We start from the raw sequence: 15,695 nt of genomic DNA, 5'->3' as shown, positions 1-15,695 counted from the left end.
CCGGCGTTGAGTCAGATACCCGCATTCCCTGCCGGCCGCGGCATGCCCTGCGGCAATCCGCCGGTGTCCGCGGGGCGCGGTGCAGGCGTGCACGGGCCCGACTAGGCTATGGCCATGAGTGATCCAATCATCATCCTGACAGAAGAACCCCTGGGCGCGGACGACCGCCTGAACATCGAACAGCTCGTGGACGGGTCCGACAGCAGCCTGGTGGTCCTGGTGCCGGCCAACACCGAGCGGCACCTGCTGGTGGACTTCCTGGAAAACCTCTCCATGCTGGACGTGGCGAAGGCGTTCCGGGAGCTTGCGGGCGGCACTCCGGATGACGCCACCGAGCGGGCTCATGCGGATGAGACGCTCGCAGCCTCCCTCGCAGCACTGGCGGGGCTGGGCTCAGGGGTTACCGGACAGGTGGTGGCCGGCAAGGCGGTGGACAGCCTCGTCGCCAAGGTCAAGGAAACCGGTGCCTCGCAGGCGGTGGTGATCACGCGGCCGCACGCCGTGGCGGATACGTTCCACACCGACTGGGCCAACAAGGCCCAGGACCAGCTCGGCGTTCCCGTCCTGCACCTGTACGCGGGTTCGGGATTTATCGGCGACTCCTGAGCGTTGGTATTGCCATGAGCATCTTTGGAAACAGCATTTTCGGTCATAAGGCAACGGGCATGGTGGATGCCGGCGGGCAAGCGGACACCACGGCAAGCGCGACTGAATCGCCCGTGCAGAAAAGCGATGCCCAATGGCGGGAAGAACTGACGCCGGAGGAGTACCGGGTCCTCCGCCAGGCCGGCACGGAACGTCCCTACACCGGCGAATACTGGGACACGCATACGGCTGGGGTCTACCAGTGCCGCGCCTGCGGGACTGAACTGTTCACCAGCAATGAGAAGTTCGATTCCCATTGCGGCTGGCCTTCCTTCTGGGCACCCCTGGCCGAGGGAACCGTGCGGTACATCCACGACCGGACCTTGGGCATGGACCGCGTGGAGGTCCGCTGCGCCGCGTGCGACTCCCACCTGGGCCACGTGTTTGAGGGGGAAGGCTACGGCACTCCCACCGACCAGCGGTACTGCATCAATTCCGTGTCCCTGCGGCTCGTGGAGAAGGAAAACGCGGACGACGTTCCGTCCGGGAACTGAAAGACTCCCCTGAGGCCACCGATCAACCAGTTCCATGCAGGCCTCGACGGTCGTGAAAGCACATGGAGACCAACAGTTTCTTACGCTCAGCACTGCCGGGCATAAGTCATTCTGGTTGCTTGTTACGCTCGCCAGAGAAGCAAGCAACCAGAAAGGCAGCCGACGATGACAGAGGCCCTGACCACCGCTGTGGCGGGAATTTCCGCCCGGAACGAAGACTGGCTCCGGCTCAAGGGTGCCGCGACCGCCCTGCAGGCCCTCCAGGCCCAGGACGGCTCGGTTCCCGAGGCCGAGAACCACCCCGAGGCCTCCCGGCAGGTGTCCGCCATCGTCGACGCCATCGAGGCCCTCGCTCCCGCGTTCCCCCACGACGCGGCCTACCTGGACGCCCTTCGCCAGGACTTCTCCGTGTGGGCTGCCGGCGGGTTCGCCGTGCCTGACTTCCTGGCCTCACTGCTGGCGTTCCAGCCCCAGCAGCAGCGCCAGGATGGCCTCCAGCACCTGGTGGTCTTCCCCATGTATACCCAGAACGGCAGCAGCCACCGGCTGGTGGAGGCCGTGCTCATCGAGGTCATCTGGCCCGAATTCATTGCCGGGCTGGAGGCCGGGGATTATTCGAACAAGCTGTTCGTCCCCATCCGTTTCCTGGACTTCACTCCCGGCTACGACACCAACTCCGCCGTGCTCTTTCCCGAGACCGTGGCGGTCAGCCAAACTCCCACCTTCACCTGGGGCGCCATCTTCGCAGACCGCGAAGCAGCGAGGTTCCGCCGCGTCCTCAAGGCCGCCGCGGACATCACCTCGCTGGACCTGCCGCCAGGCGCCGCCGAGCTGCTGGCCGACCAGGACCTGACCGAAGCCACCTTCGTCATGTGGGACCTTATCCACGACCGGACCCACATGCGCGGCGACCTGCCCTTCGATCCGTTCATGATCAAGCAGCGGATGCCCTACTTCCTGTACTCCCTCGAAGAACTTCGCTGCGACCTCACGGCCTTCCGAGAATCTGTCCGGATTGAGAAGGACGACGACGCCGACCCGCAAGCCCGGCGCCACGCGAAGCTGGTGCAGTACGCCATCATCTTCGACCGGATCTTCCGCTTCGCCATCACCGGCAGCCGGGTCAGGAACTACGACGGCCTGGGCGGCCAACTCCTCTTCGCCTGGCTACACCAGCAGCATGTGCTGCACTGGACGGACACCCGCCTGACCATCGACTGGGACGAGGTCGCAGACGCCGTGATCGCCCTGGGCGAAAGCATCGACGAACTCTACTGGCGCTCGATCGACCGGCCCAAGACAGCACACTGGCTGGCCGCGTACCAGCTGGTGTCGGCTACCGTCACCCCCAACCCGGCCTCCGTCTGGGCCAAGGGACCTGACGCCCTGCCGTTGGCTGGAACCCCGCGCGGACTGACGGACCAGGTGCTGGACGACGAATTCCCGCTGTCCATGTTCTACGAAGCATTGGAGAAGAAGATGCGCCCGGTCATCGATTCGACCGCGGGAATCACCGGCCGGTCAGCACTGTGAGCCAGTTGCCGGACGGCACGGCATTGACCGTCCTGGTCGCCGGCGGCAGCGGTGCGTCCGGAATTGCCGTTGCCCGGGCCCTGGCCGCCGCCGGGCACCGGGTAGCCACGGTGGGTTCTGATGCAACCCGCATCAAGGCGGCCGCAGGGGAGGCGGGCGACGGCGTCACGCCCTTCACGTGCGACCTCGCCGAGATGGCCGGGGTCCGCCGGCTGCGCGATGACGTCGGGGACGCCTTGGGGACGGTCGACGCGGTGATCCACCTGGTGGGCGGCTGGCGGGGCGCCACGGGCATCGCCGACCAGTCCGACGACGACTGGGAGTTCCTGGAACGGAGCGCCATCACCACCCTGCGCAACGTCTCCCGCGTCTTCTTCGACGACATCGCCGCCTCCACGCACGGCCGCTTCGCGATGGTGTCCTCCACCTCACTCGATAAGCCCACCGCAGCGGTGGCCAGCTACGTGGCCGCGAAGGCAGCCGCCGGAGCCTGGACCATGGCCATGGCGGACGGCTTCCGAAAGGCTTCGAAGGACGGGGGCGGGCAGGCAGCCGCTGTGGTCCTGGCAGTGAAGGCCCTGGTGGACGACGGACTGCGCCGCAAGCATCCGGAGCGGTCCTTCCCGGGGGCGACGGACGTGGCTGACCTCGCTGCCGCCGTCGTCCGGCTGCTCGGCACCCCGGCCGCCGAACTGAACGGTGCCCGGCTCCGGCTGGCGGACTGACCGCCGCGACTGTCCCTACACTGAAAGCGTGAGCAATCCAATGACGACAACAGCAGAAACACGCGCCCCGCAGCGGCTGCACGACCCCGGCGTGCGCGGGTTTGCCTCCGACAACTACTCGGGGGTCCACCCCGAGATCCTGGCAGCCCTGGCCGCCGCCAACGAAGGGCACCAGGTCTCCTACGGCGAAGACGACTACACCGCGCGGCTGCACGAACTTATGGTTGACCACTTTGGCCCGGGCATCGAATGCTTTCCGGTCTTCAACGGCACCGGCGCCAATGTGGTGTCGCTGCAGTCGCTGCTCCCCCGCTGGGGCGCCGTGGTATGCGCCTCCACGGCCCACATCAACATGGACGAGAACGGCGCACCGGAACGCATCGGCGGCCTGAAGCTGCTCCACGTCCCCACCCCCGACGGCAAGCTGACGCCGGAACTCATCGACCGGGAGGCCTGGGGCTGGGGTGACGAGCACCGCGCCCAGCCACTGGCAGTCTCCATCACCCAGACCACGGAACTGGGCACCTGCTACACCCCGGAGGAGGTTCGGGCCATTGCCGACCATGCCCACGCGAAGGGCATGAAACTGCACATGGACGGGGCGCGGCTGGCCAATGCGGCCGCCCACCTGGGCGTCCCGCTGCGGGCCTTCACCAGCGATGCGGGCGTCGACATCCTCTCCTTCGGCGGCACCAAGAACGGGCTGCTCTACGGGGAGGTGGTGGTGGCCCTGAACCCGGAGGCGGCCCACGGCCTGGTGTACCTGCGCAAAATGGACATGCAGCTTGCCTCGAAGATGCGATTCCTGTCCGCCCAGTTCATCGCCTTGCTCGAAGGCGACCTGTGGCTGCGTTCGGCCTCGCACGCCAACGCCATGGCCACCCGGCTCCGCGCCGCCGTCGACACCATCGACGGCGTCCGGCCCACCCAGGAGACGGAGTCGAACGGCGTATTTGCCGTCCTTCCCCCCGGCGTGGCCGACCGGCTCCGCGGCTCCTTCCGTTTCTACGACTGGGACGAGGCAGCCGGCGAAGTCCGGTGGATGTGCTCCTTCGACACCACGGAGGAGGACGTTGACGCCTTTGCCGCCGCGATCCGGCACGAACTCCGGGACTACCGGGACGGCCGGACCGGGTGACCGGGTGACCGGCCCGCGACGGCGAGCCTTCCCGCGGTGCCGCGTCTTGCCCCGTAATCTGCCAAGGTGAACGCACTTGACCAGGTTCCCCCGGCTTTCGTCCATGCCTTGGGAACCCTCAGGAAGGCACAGTGCCGCAGTGAACTGCGGCTCGCCGAGATCCCGGCACCCGCCCGCCTGGCACCCTTCGCCGTGGCTCTGGGCGCCGAAGTCATGGCGCCCGGCGCCGGCGCCCCCGCAACTCCGGTGCACGGCCCGGCAGCCATGGCCTTCGCCTCGGCCCCGGCCTCGGGGGACGAGGACGAAACGGAACTCGCCACGGGGCGTTTCATCCTGCTCCACGACCCCGACGGCTCGGCCGTCTGGGACGGCGAGTTCCGCATCGTCACCTATATCCGCGCTGAACTCGAACCGGACATGGGCAACGACCAGATGCTGGGGACCGTGGCCTGGACCTGGCTGGTGGAGGCGCTCGAAAACCACAAGGCGGCCTACCGGGCGGCCGGCGGCACCGCCACGCGTGTCCTCTCCGAAAGTTTCGGCACCCTGGCCGGCCGCCCGGGCTCCATCGACATCGAACTCCGGGCCTCCTGGACACCGGATTCCTCCGACGTCCAGGCCCACCTGGAGGCGTGGTCGGACATGGTGTGCACCTTCGCCGGCCTGCCGCCGCTCCCCGACGGCGTCACCGCCCTCCCGCACCGGCGCCGAAGCTGACCGGGCTTTGACGGACCTGCCCGGTAAACTGGGGAAACCATGACCCCAAACATTCCGGAAAACACCACAGCCGGCGTCCCGGCTGCTGCTGCCGCACCCCATATCACCGTGGAGGGCTTCGACAGCCCCATCCCCGAAATCATCGACCTTGACTCGCCCCGCGACGGCGTTCCCCTGGTCATCGAAACGCAGTCCGGGCTGGAACGCTGCGCCGCCGCCATCGCCGCCGGCACCGGACCGGCGGGGGTGGACGCCGAGCGCGCTTCCGGATTCCGCTACGGCCAGCGGGCGTTCCTGGTCCAGATCCGCCGCGAAGGCGCCGGGACCTGGCTGATTGATCCCGAACCCTTCGGGAACCTGGGCATCATCAATGACGCCCTGCGCGGTGTGGAGTGGATCCTGCATGCCGCCAGCCAGGACCTGCCCTGCCTTTCGGAACTTGGCATGTGGCCGGACAAGCTCTTCGACACCGAACTCGCCGCACGCCTGGCCGGGCTGCCCCGGGTGGGCCTTGCCGCCGTCATCGAGCAGCTGCTGGGGTTCGGGCTGGCCAAGGAGCACTCCGCGGCCGACTGGTCCACCCGCCCGCTTCCCGAACCCTGGCTGCGTTATGCCGCCCTCGACGTCGAGGTCCTCACGGAGCTGCGCGAGGAACTCATTGAACTGCTGCAGGCTGACGGGAAGCTGGAGTACGCGGAGCAGGAGTTCGCCGCCATTCTTGCTGCCGGGATCGCTCCCCCGCGGGTGGATCCTTGGCGGAAGACCTCAGGCCTGCACCAGATCCGGGACCGCCGGCAGCTTGCCGCGGTCCGGGAGCTCTGGCTTGAACGCGACTCCCTCGCACAAAAGCGCGACGTCGCGCCTGGCCGTCTCATTCCGGATTCCGCCCTGGTGGCAGCGGCCAAGGCCATGCCCGCCACGGTGCCCCAGTTGCTGGGAACCAAGGGCTTCCACGGCCGGGCGGCGCAGCGCGAGGCACCGCGCTGGCTCCGGTGCATTGCCGCCGCGAGGGACCTCGAGGACCTGCCTCCCCTGCACCTGGCCACCAACGCCCCACCACCTCCGCGGGTCTGGGCAGACCGGGATCCGGAGGCCGCCGCCCGGCTGGCCACCGCGCGGCCGCTGCTCCAGGAGAAGGCCGAGGAGCTGAAGTTGCCCCTGGAGAACCTGCTGACGCCGGACTTCCTGCGGCGCGTGGCCTGGCGGCCGCCTGCCGAGGTCACGGAGGAATCCATTTCCGCCGAACTGCGGACGCTCGGTGCCCGCCGGTGGCAGGTGGAACTGGCGGCACCGCTGATCGCGGCGGCTTTCCTGAACCCGCAGCCGCTGCCGCCCAGGGAGCCCAAACCCGCTGCCGCCGCGGACGACCAGTAGCCAAGGCCTCCGGCCCTTGCGGCCTAAGTTACTCACGAGTAACATCGGTGGAACCGACGCCATGCTGCTGCCGTCCTCCGGCATGCATCCGGCGCTACGTCTCGATGAGGAGTTACACGTGAGCCAGCACGGAAGCGGCGCATCCCCGCGCACTGTCCGCGACGTCGTCTTTGTGGACGGCATCCGCACACCCTTCGGCAGGGCCGGCGAGAAAGGAATCTACGCCGGGACCCGGGCCGATGACCTGATCGTCAAATGCATCCGCGGCCTGCTGCGCCGCAATCCGTCCCTTCCGGCGGAGCGGATCGATGAAGTAGCTGTCGCCGCCACCACCCAGACCGGGGACCAGGGGCTCACCCTCGGCCGGACCGCCGCGCTGCTGGCGGGACTTCCGCGCACAGTCCCGGGCTTTGCCATCGACCGGATGTGCGCCGGCGCCATGACCGCCGTGACCACGACGGCAGGCAGCATCGGTTTTGGCGCCTACGACGTGGTGATCGCCGGCGGAGTGGAGCACATGGGCCACCATCCCATGGGCTCCGGCGCAGACCCCAACCCGCGGTTCATGTCCGAGCGCCTGGTGGACCCGGCGGCCCTGAACATGGGCAACACCGCCGAAAACCTGCACGACCGGTTCCCGGCGATCACCAAGCAGCGTACCGATGCCTACGCGGTGGCCTCTCAGGACAAGCTTGCCGCCGCCTACCAGGAAGGCAGGATCCAGCCGGACCTGGTTCCGGTGGCCGCCCGGAAGCCGGGCCAGGGCTGGACCGTCCACAGCAAAGATGAACCACCCCGCCCCGGCACCACGATGGCGGACCTCGAATCCCTTCGCACGCCCTTCCGCGCGCACGGCAGGGTCACCGCCGGAAACGCCGCCGGGCTGAACGACGGCGCGACAGCCGCTGTCCTGGCGTCCTCCGAGGCCGCCGCCGAACTGGGGCTGCCCGTGAAGATGCGGCTGGTCAGCTACGCGTACGCCGGCGTGGAACCCGAGGTCATGGGCATCGGACCGGTACCGGCCACCGAGAAGGCCCTCAAGAACGCCAGCCTGACCATCGACGACATCGGCCTGTTCGAGATCAATGAAGCTTTCGCCGTGCAGGTCCTAAGCTTCCTGGACTACTACGGCATTGCCGACGACGACCCCCGGGTCAACCGCTACGGCGGGGCGATCGCCGTGGGCCATCCGCTGGCATCATCAGGAGTCCGGCTGATGATCCAACTGGCCCGACAGTTCGAGGAGGACCCCTCGGTGCGCTACGGCATCACCACCATGTGCGTGGGACTGGGAATGGGTGGCACAGTGATTTGGGAGAACCCGCACCACCCCGACTACAGTGGAGCCCCCTCGGGGCAGACCGCCGCCACCACCGTTTCCGAAGGAGCCACCGCATGAGCGCCGCAGATTACCGCAAGTTGGCGGATCTTTTCCCCAACGAAACTGTCACCCACTCCTACGTGCAGGACATCGTCCTTCCGGGCACGGACGGCAAGCCGGGACCTGGCACATTCGCCCTCATCACCCTCGACAACGATCTCGACCACACCAAGCCCACCACCCTGGGCCCCAACACGCTGGTGGAACTCGGTACGGCCCTGGAGGGCCTGCGCGAACGTGCTGCCCGCGGCGAGATCGTGGGCGTCGGCGTCACCGGAAAACCGCACTACCTGGTGGCCGGTGCGGACCTCTCCGCGGTGAAATCGCTGGAAAAGCGTGAGCACGGCCTGTGGATGGCACAGTTGGGCCACGACGTCTACGCCACCCTGGCCAACCTTGGCGTCCCCAGCTTTGCCTTCATCAACGGGGCAGCGCTGGGCGGTGGCCTGGAAATCGCCCTGCAATCCACGTACCGCACCGTGTCCACCGGTGCCGGGGCCCTGGCCCTGCCGGAGGCATTCCTTGGGCTCGTTCCCGGGTGGGGCGGCGTCTACATCCTCCCCCGCCTGGTGGGCCCGGAGAACGCCGTCAAGGTCATGATCGAAAACCCGCTCAGCAACAACCGGACTCTGTCCGGCCCGCAGGCGTTCGCGCTGGGCATCGCCGACGCCCTCTTCGAACCCGCGGATTTCCTGGAACAGTCGCTGGCATGGGCCGCGGAAGTCATCTCCGGCGACGTCGTTCCGGAACGCGCCAACGCCGTCGACCCTTCCGCCACCGGGGTGGAAGCCCGCTGGCAGGCCGCAGTTGCGGCCGGCCGCAAGTTCGTGGAGGCCAAGACGTCGGGCGCGTCGCCGGCGCCGGGCAAGGTCCTTGACCTCCTCGAGGCCAACCGCACCATGACGGCGGCGGAATCCGCCGCCGTTGAGTGCGAGACGCTGGCCGAGTTGATGCAGACCGATGAGTTCCGCTGCACCGTGTACGCGTTCCTGGACCTGGTGCAGAAGCGCGCCAAGCGGCCCGCCGGGGCGCCCGACCGCAAACTGGCCCGCCCCGTCACCAAGGTGGGCGTGGTGGGCGCCGGACTCATGGCCGGCCAACTGGCGCTGCTCTTCGCACGCCAGCTCAAGGTGCCCGTTGTGCTGACGGACATCGACCAGGCCCGCGTTGACAAGGGCGTGGCCTACGTCCATGCAGAAGTGGACAAGCTGCTGGGCAAGAAACGCCTCAGCCAGGACGCTGCCAACCGCACCAAGGCGCTGGTGACCGGCTCGGTATCCAAGGACGCCTTTGCGGATGCGGACTTCGTGATCGAGGCGGTCTTCGAAGAACTCAGCGTCAAGAAGCAGGTGTTCAAGGAGGTTGAGGCGATTGTCTCGCCGGAATGCATCCTGGCCACCAACACGTCCTCGCTGTCCGTGACGGCGATGGCCGAGGACCTGGAGCACCCGGAACGCCTGGTGGGGTTCCACTTCTTCAACCCCGTGGCCGTGATGCCGCTGCTGGAGGTTGTCCGCGCCCCGCGGACAGACGACGCCGTGCTGGCCACTGCATTTGAACTGGCGAAGGCCTTGAAGAAGAGCGCCGTGCTGGTCAAGGATGCGGCCGCGTTCGTGGTCAACCGCATCCTCCTGCGGCTGATGGGAGAGGTCACCGCGGTATTCGATGAGGGAACCCCGGCCGAGGTGGCCGACAACGCCTTGCGGCCCATGGGACTTCCCATGACCCCCTTCACGCTCCTGGCCATGGTGGGCCTCCCCGTGGCACAGCACGTCCAGGAGTCACTGCACGCAGCATTCGGCGACCGCTTCCCGGTCTCCGCCAACCTGGCTGCGCTCATCGACAACAACGTCAAGGCGCTCTGGGAAACTGCACCTGACGGCACCCGGGCTATCCCCGCCTCCACCCTTGAACTGCTGTCCTTCGGCTCCAGCCCCTCCACCGGGGAGCAGGTGCTGCGGCGCGTCCAGGATGCACTGGCCGAGGAGATTGGCCTGATGGTGGACGAGGGCGTCGTGGCAGGACCTGAGGACGTGGACCTGTGCATGATCCTTGGCGCCGGCTGGCCCCTGTTCCTCGGTGGCATCACGCCTTACCTGGACCGGGTGGGAGCGTCGGAGCGTGTGAACGGACGGCGTTTCCTGGCCCCCGGCGTGGCGTCCCGCCCCGCCTAGGCGCTTCGGTCCAACCTGACCATCCCCACCAGGCGCTGCGGGCGGGGATGGTCAGGCAGGAACCAGGCGGCCGCCGTCGAGCGCCAGAAGGCGGTGGGCCGCCGAACGTGCGTAGCCCAGGTCATGGGTAACCAGCACGACGGCGGCGCCTTCCGCGGCTGCCCGGCGGACGGCTGCATCCAGCAGGGCCAGCCCGTCGCCGTCCAGCGCCACAGTGGGTTCATCCAGTGCCAGGACGGCCGGCTTGCGCGCCAGGACGGTGGCCAGGGCCAGGAGGCGCTGGGCTGACGCCGGCAGTTCGGCGGGGTGTTCGCGCGCAGCGCCTGCCAGCCCGACTGACTCCAGCGCCGCCGCAGCACGGCGGGCTGCCTGGGCCGGACCCACCAGGCGGTCAAGGCCAAAACCGACCTCCCGCAGGGCGGACCGTTCGAACAGTTGGTCGCGGGGCTGCTGGAACAGCAAGCCCACCGAGGCCGCCGTCCGCCCCACGGGTGCGCCGGAGATGTTGGCACCCCGCACCTGCACCGACCCCGCGCTGGGGCGAAGCAGTCCGTTGAAATGCCGCAGGAGGGTGGATTTTCCCGCCCCGTTGGGTCCGGTCACCGCGACGATCTCCCCCGGATGGACGGCAAGCTCGACTCCCCGCAGCACGGGTGCAACGCCACCCGGATGCCCCGCTTGAACAATTCTTCGCCGCCACCTGCCGGCCCCCGGCCCGCCCGGGTACGCGAAGTCGACACCCCGCAGCTCCAACGCGGGGGTACCCGTCTGCGGCACCACGGGACGGGGTCCGGCAACCGCTGCCGCCGCGGCGGCGGGGCGGCGGATGGCCGGCGGCACCACCCCGGAGCCGGCCCCCATGGCGGCGGGCGGACCGCTGGCGGTGACGGTCCCGCCGGACAGCACCACCCACGTCCCGGCCTCCAGGAGCAACGGATCGATGGCCTGGCTAAGGATGACAACGGCGGTCCCCCGGGCCAGGAGGTCCCGCACCACAGCGGCGAGCCCGTCGGCGCCGGCCGCGTCAAGGGAGGCGAACGGCTCGTCCATGACCAGCACCGGCGGCCCGGTAATGATGGCGCAGCCGATTGCCAGCCGGCGGAGCTGGCCGCCCGAGAGCCGGGCCGGGTCCTGTTCCAATTGATCGTGCAGGCCCAACAACGCTGCGGTGCGCCCCACCGCGGCTTGCATGGCGGTACGTTCCATCCCGGAGTTCTCCAGGCCGAACGCGAGTTCCTCGGCCACGGTGGACCGGACGGTGGACAGGACCGTGGCTGCATCCTGTGGAACGAAACCCACGTGCCGGCCCCACTGGGCGGGATCGATCCGAGGGTCGTCGGGGCCGCCGTCGAACTCGAGCCGGGAACCGGACAGCTCCAGGAAGCCGGCCAGCGCTCCGTGGCCACCCGGCGGCAGCCACGCAGCCATCAGGCGGCCCAAGGTTGACTTGCCGCTGCCGGAGGCACCCAGGATCGCCGTGAAGGAACCTGCCGTGAAGGAAACCGTGACGTCGCGCAGGGCCGCTGTTTCGTCGTCGTGGAATGTGAAGGACCGGATGCCGGCCGCCAGGACCGGGAGGTTGCCGTGAACGGCGGTGTCGGCGTCCCTCAGGCGCTCAGGCACTGGCACCTGCCTGTACCAGCCGCAGCACCAGCGCCGCCGCGGCCGCCAGCACCAGGACGGCCCGTGCCGTGCGCTGCAGCCGCGAGTCGGGCACTTCCCGGTAGCTGGTGCGGGGTCCGGTGTTGCTGAGTCCCCGTGCTTCCAGGGCCGCGGACCGGGTGCCGGCATCCTCCACCAGGGACAGGACCAAGGGGACAGCCTGGAGCCGGAACGCGGCAAGCCTGGACAGGAGGTTCCGTGTCACTACCAGCCCCCGCGACTCCTGGGCCTGGCGGATCCGCCGCGCCCGGGCGCTGATGGCCGGCAGCAGGGTGAGGGTGGAGGCCAGGACGAACGCAAACCGGCCCTGCACGCCGCGGGCGGACAAAGCCGCCACGAGGTCCGGGAGGCTGACGTTGAAGGAGAAGACCAGCAATGCCAGGACCACGGCGCCCAGCTGGAGGATCCGCTGGCTGGCGAACCCGAGTCCTTCCGCCGTGACCCGCGCAGGCCCCCATGCGGCCAGGACGGTGGTCCCCTCGGGGAAGAACAGCCCGTGCAGCATCAACAGTGACAGGCCCAGGGGAACCAGGATTGCCGCGGCGGCAGCCAGGACGCGGCGGGCGGTCCCGCCTGCCGCCGAAAGACCCAGGGAGGCGCCAATCACGGTGAGCGACAGCGGCCAACTGCCGGCCGCCGTCGTGATGACCGCTGTACTCCCGGCAGCAGCCAGCAAGGTCAGCGGATTCAGGCGCACCGGCCTGGCCGGCCCGGCGGCACTGCGTTCAGGGGATGCGGTCACGGCGGTGCGGTCAGTGGTCCCGGGCAGCGCCCTGTGCCGGCGCCTCGGTGGTCCCGGCCGGGGCCTTGCCTGCCAGGACACGGTGGCGGCGCAGGAACGGGAACTGCTGCCGGGCCCTGCGCGGCAAAGCATAGACGAGGATGGCCACGATGGTGAACACGATCGCCTTGTCCATGGGGTCGGAGATCAGTGCCTGCTTGGTGATGGCCGCCAGGAGGGTGTCACCCATGGCACGGAAGGCGCTCACGATCGCGCCGGTGGCCACGCCCGAGGTTCCGCCGAAGACAAACGCGGCCACGGGGGCAGACACCACACCGGCGATGATGCCGGTGACGAAGCCGGCCACCGGGGCGAGGTAGAAACGGCGGAAGAGGCCGTAGCGGGCGGCGAGCCCGGCCAGGCAGCCGATGAGTGCGGCGCCTGCCGCGAAAGGCAGCACGGTGGGGTTGAAGAACGACCAGACGATGCTGCTGAGGGCGCCGGTGGCAGCGCCCGCGGCGGGACCGGCCAGGACGGCGATCAGCACGGTACCGATGGCGTCAAGGTAGAAGGGCACCAGGGTGCTGCCGACGAACTGGCCCAGCACGATGTTCAGGACCAGCGCCACCGGGATCAGCACCAAGGTGGATGCGGGAAGCGTGGGCAGGACGGCCGCGATGAGCAGGACCGCCCCGGCCAGGAAGCCGGAGAGTGCGATCAGGGCCGAGGCACTGCCGGGGCCTCCGGTGATGTCCGCGGGCTGGTTCAGGACCAGGTAGACGTAGGTTGCGGCGATGGCCAGGGCGCCGAGGATCTCCAGCAGCCGGCGGCGGCGGGCCGCCGGGCGTTCCTGGGACGGAAGCGTCAGGGAGGGCGATGACATGGGAAATGTTCCTTCGGGTGCGGGCAGTGGCCCGGCAGAACCGGGCTGGGGTGGGGCTGCCTATGTCACCTCGGCAGCAGCCGGCGGCAACTGCGCCGGGCCGGTCCGTGGCCCATTCTACCGGGCATTTCGGGGGTGGAAGCCGGCCGCGGTCCGGTAATCCTTCGCCGCCTGGTGGGCAGTCAGGCCGGCAGTCAGGCCAGCGGCAGTCCCAGCCGCCGGGCCAGGCCGCCGACGGCGGACACCAGCTCGCGGAAGGCCTGCTCCGGGTTGTTGCCGGAAACAATCCTGGCGTTCGGCGGAGCGCCCCATAGTCCGCGGAAATCGGCCACTGTGGTTCCCATCAGCAACGGCGAGCTGGTTTCGACGTCCACCGTGGCCGGGCGGACGTCGTACTCGAGCGTGCCGGCGGCAACTCCGGCGGCGAAGAAATCATGGACGTGTGCCACATAGCCCTGGTCGTACAGCCGGTGGAACTCGAAGTAGAACCGCAGTGCGTCGGACAGATGGCGGATGAGGGTGTTGCCGGATGTGCTGCGCAGGCCCTCAGGCTGGTCCGGCAGGACCAGTTCCGGCACGGCTGCACCGGCGGACTCGGCGAGTTGCCGGACGTGTTCCGGGCGCAGCTCCATCCGCTCGGTGGTGTCCAGCGAACAGACGATCGGCAACTTGGCCAGCGGCTTGCCGCGGTACGCCGCGAACACCTCCTTGGCCGCGTGCGGGTCCACATGCGTGTTCCACTCGGCCGTCGGGGTGGTGTTCCCCTGGTGGTAGAAGCTCCCGCCCATGATCACCACGCCGGCCAGGAGGTCCGGCAGGCCGGGCTCCCGGCGGAGTGCCAAGGCGAAGTTGGTCAGCGGCGCCGTGATCAGGGCGGTGAGCTCCCCCGGCCTGGCGCGGGCGTGTTCGATCCACAGGTCGACGGCGTTCCGCGCCGAGACCTGTCCGGCGGGCTCGGGCAGCACCGCGTATCCGATCCCCTGCGGCCCATGCGTTTCGGGGGTGGTGGTCAGCGGAATGGACAGCGGCCCGCGCGCCCCGATGGCCACCTCGACGCCCGGTCTGCCGCACAGCTCCAGCAGTGCGAGAGTATTCCGGGCCACCTGGTCGGCGTCCACGTTTCCCGGTGTCGCAGTGACGGATACGAATTCCGTCTTCGGCAGCGCGGCGAGGTAGGCCAGGGCGAGGGCGTCGTCGATGCCGGTATCGACGTCGAGCAGATATGAGGTCACAGTCGCGGTACGGGGCTTGTGGGTCTCCGGTGTCCTAGAAGAGGGCAACCTTGGGAACGGTGGGGAAAATCGCATCCAGCTCTGCGAGGTCTTCGGCCGTGGGCTGCCAGTCGGCGGCCGAGGCGTTCTGGCGGACCTGCTCCGGTTTGGTGGCACCCGCGATCACGCTGGCCACGGACGGCTGTGCAGCCAGCCAGGAGAAGGCCACCTCCACCTCGGTCAGGCCGCGTTCCTTGGCAAACAGGCTGAACCGGCCCAGCTGGTCCCAGTCGGCGTCCTCCACCATGTTGGTGCGTGTGTGGCTGAGGCGGGAACCGTCGGGCGCGTGGCCGGGCGCGTACTTGCCCGTGAGCAGGCCGTTGGCCAGCGGGAAATAGGGCAGGACGCCCAGGCCAAGGGCTTCGGCGGCGGGGGTGACTTCCTGCTCTGCCCGGCGGTCCAGGAGGTTGTAGTGGTTCTGGGTGGAAACGAAGCGTGCGCCGCCGAGTTCCCGGGCCACGTACTCGGCCTGGGCGATCTGCCAGCCGGCCCGGTTGGAGTGGCCGATGTACCGTACCTTGCCGCTGCGGACGAGGTCGTCGAGAGCGGCGAGGGTCTCGTCGATGGGTGTCAGCGGGTCCGGGGTATGGAACTGGTAGAGGTCGATCCAGTCCGTGCCGAGCCGCCGCAGTGACGCTTCGACGGACTGGACGATGTAGCGGCGCGAGCCCCGGTCACCGAAGTCGGGGCCGTTCGCGCCCTTGGCGTCCATCCCGAACTTGGTGGCCACCACAGCCTGGTCCCGCCGGTTTCCCAGCGCCTTTCCCAGCATGGTCTCGCTCAGTCCCGGTTCCCGGCCGTAGTTGTCCGCGACGTCGAACAGCGTGATCCCGGCCTCCAGGGCTGCGGAGACGACGGCGTCCGTGCCTTCCTGCGACTCAGTGGCGGTGTTGGCGCGGCCCAGGTTGTTGCATCCGAGGCCCACCGTGGAGACGGTGAGGCCTGATTTTCCAACGCGGCGGTAACTGGTCACGGAC

Annotated in this window: 14 protein-coding genes; 9 read left to right on the top strand and 5 right to left on the bottom strand. The window is 68.9% G+C overall.

Annotation, left to right across the window (positions count from 1 at the left end):
* The first annotated feature begins 114 nt into the window (after positions 1 to 114).
* The 9 genes from DFO47_RS15815 to DFO47_RS15775 all read left to right on the top strand — a co-directional run bounded on the left by DFO47_RS15815 (position 115) and on the right by DFO47_RS15775 (position 10,181).
* The gene (locus tag DFO47_RS15815; protein ID WP_133832259.1) at positions 115 to 606 is read left to right on the top strand and encodes a hypothetical protein; all 492 of its coding nucleotides are present in this window, start codon (positions 115 to 117) and stop codon (positions 604 to 606) included.
* Between the two features lie 59 nt (positions 607 to 665).
* Entirely contained in the window at positions 666 to 1,139 is a 474-nt protein-coding gene (gene msrB / locus DFO47_RS15810; RefSeq protein WP_133832322.1) for a peptide-methionine (R)-S-oxide reductase MsrB, read from the top strand.
* Positions 1,140 to 1,304: 165 nt separating this feature from the next.
* Complete coding sequence (locus DFO47_RS15805) at positions 1,305 to 2,672, top strand: DUF6421 family protein (protein WP_133832258.1); 1,368 nt, start codon at positions 1,305 to 1,307, stop codon at positions 2,670 to 2,672.
* Positions 2,669 to 3,397: an SDR family NAD(P)-dependent oxidoreductase gene (locus DFO47_RS15800; RefSeq protein WP_133832257.1), complete on the top strand. Its 729-nt coding sequence runs from the start codon at positions 2,669 to 2,671 to the stop codon at positions 3,395 to 3,397. The genes DFO47_RS15805 and DFO47_RS15800 overlap by 4 nt, the downstream gene beginning before the upstream one ends.
* Positions 3,398 to 3,437: 40 nt before the next feature.
* Positions 3,438 to 4,535 (top strand): low specificity L-threonine aldolase, encoded by a 1,098-nt coding sequence (locus DFO47_RS15795; RefSeq protein WP_018761125.1) that lies wholly within the window; start codon positions 3,438 to 3,440, stop codon positions 4,533 to 4,535.
* A 66-nt stretch (positions 4,536 to 4,601) separates the two neighbouring features.
* On the top strand, positions 4,602 to 5,252 hold the full coding sequence (locus tag DFO47_RS15790; RefSeq protein WP_109864024.1) for a DUF3000 domain-containing protein: 651 nt from the start codon (positions 4,602 to 4,604) through the stop codon (positions 5,250 to 5,252).
* Positions 5,253 to 5,291: 39 nt separating this feature from the next.
* Positions 5,292 to 6,626, top strand: a complete 1,335-nt coding sequence (locus DFO47_RS15785; protein ID WP_133832256.1) for an HRDC domain-containing protein — start codon at positions 5,292 to 5,294, stop codon at positions 6,624 to 6,626.
* A gap of 118 nt (positions 6,627 to 6,744) precedes the next feature.
* Positions 6,745 to 8,025 (top strand): acetyl-CoA C-acyltransferase, encoded by a 1,281-nt coding sequence (locus DFO47_RS15780; RefSeq protein ID WP_208294420.1) that lies wholly within the window; start codon positions 6,745 to 6,747, stop codon positions 8,023 to 8,025.
* Positions 8,022 to 10,181 (top strand): 3-hydroxyacyl-CoA dehydrogenase NAD-binding domain-containing protein, encoded by a 2,160-nt coding sequence (locus tag DFO47_RS15775; RefSeq protein ID WP_133832255.1) that lies wholly within the window; start codon positions 8,022 to 8,024, stop codon positions 10,179 to 10,181. Before DFO47_RS15780 ends, DFO47_RS15775 begins: the two co-directional genes overlap by 4 nt.
* A gap of 51 nt (positions 10,182 to 10,232) precedes the next feature.
* Here the strand turns inward: DFO47_RS15775 and DFO47_RS15770 are convergent, their stop codons facing one another.
* The 5 genes from DFO47_RS15770 to DFO47_RS15750 all read right to left on the bottom strand — a co-directional run bounded on the left by DFO47_RS15770 (position 10,233) and on the right by DFO47_RS15750 (position 15,691).
* A complete protein-coding gene (locus DFO47_RS15770) occupies positions 10,233 to 11,804 on the bottom strand; it encodes an ABC transporter ATP-binding protein (RefSeq protein WP_133832254.1) in 1,572 nt (523 codons plus the stop codon).
* Positions 11,797 to 12,585: an energy-coupling factor transporter transmembrane component T gene (locus DFO47_RS15765; protein WP_133832253.1), complete on the bottom strand. Its 789-nt coding sequence runs from the start codon at positions 12,583 to 12,585 to the stop codon at positions 11,797 to 11,799. The genes DFO47_RS15770 and DFO47_RS15765 overlap by 8 nt, the downstream gene beginning before the upstream one ends.
* A gap of 10 nt (positions 12,586 to 12,595) precedes the next feature.
* Entirely contained in the window at positions 12,596 to 13,447 is an 852-nt protein-coding gene (locus DFO47_RS15760; protein ID WP_018761118.1) for a hypothetical protein, read from the bottom strand.
* Positions 13,448 to 13,641: 194 nt separating this feature from the next.
* Positions 13,642 to 14,679: a nucleoside hydrolase gene (locus DFO47_RS15755; protein WP_109864030.1), complete on the bottom strand. Its 1,038-nt coding sequence runs from the start codon at positions 14,677 to 14,679 to the stop codon at positions 13,642 to 13,644.
* A gap of 34 nt (positions 14,680 to 14,713) precedes the next feature.
* Positions 14,714 to 15,691 (bottom strand): aldo/keto reductase, encoded by a 978-nt coding sequence (locus tag DFO47_RS15750; protein WP_133832252.1) that lies wholly within the window; start codon positions 15,689 to 15,691, stop codon positions 14,714 to 14,716.
* Positions 15,692 to 15,695: the final 4 nt, after the last annotated feature.

The sequence above is a fragment of the Arthrobacter sp. AG258 genome (genome assembly GCF_004364695.1).
Classification (GTDB): domain Bacteria; phylum Actinomycetota; class Actinomycetes; order Actinomycetales; family Micrococcaceae; genus Arthrobacter.
The sequence above is the reverse complement of the archived record's forward strand: the minus strand, read 5'-3'. Positions and strand labels throughout refer to the sequence as shown.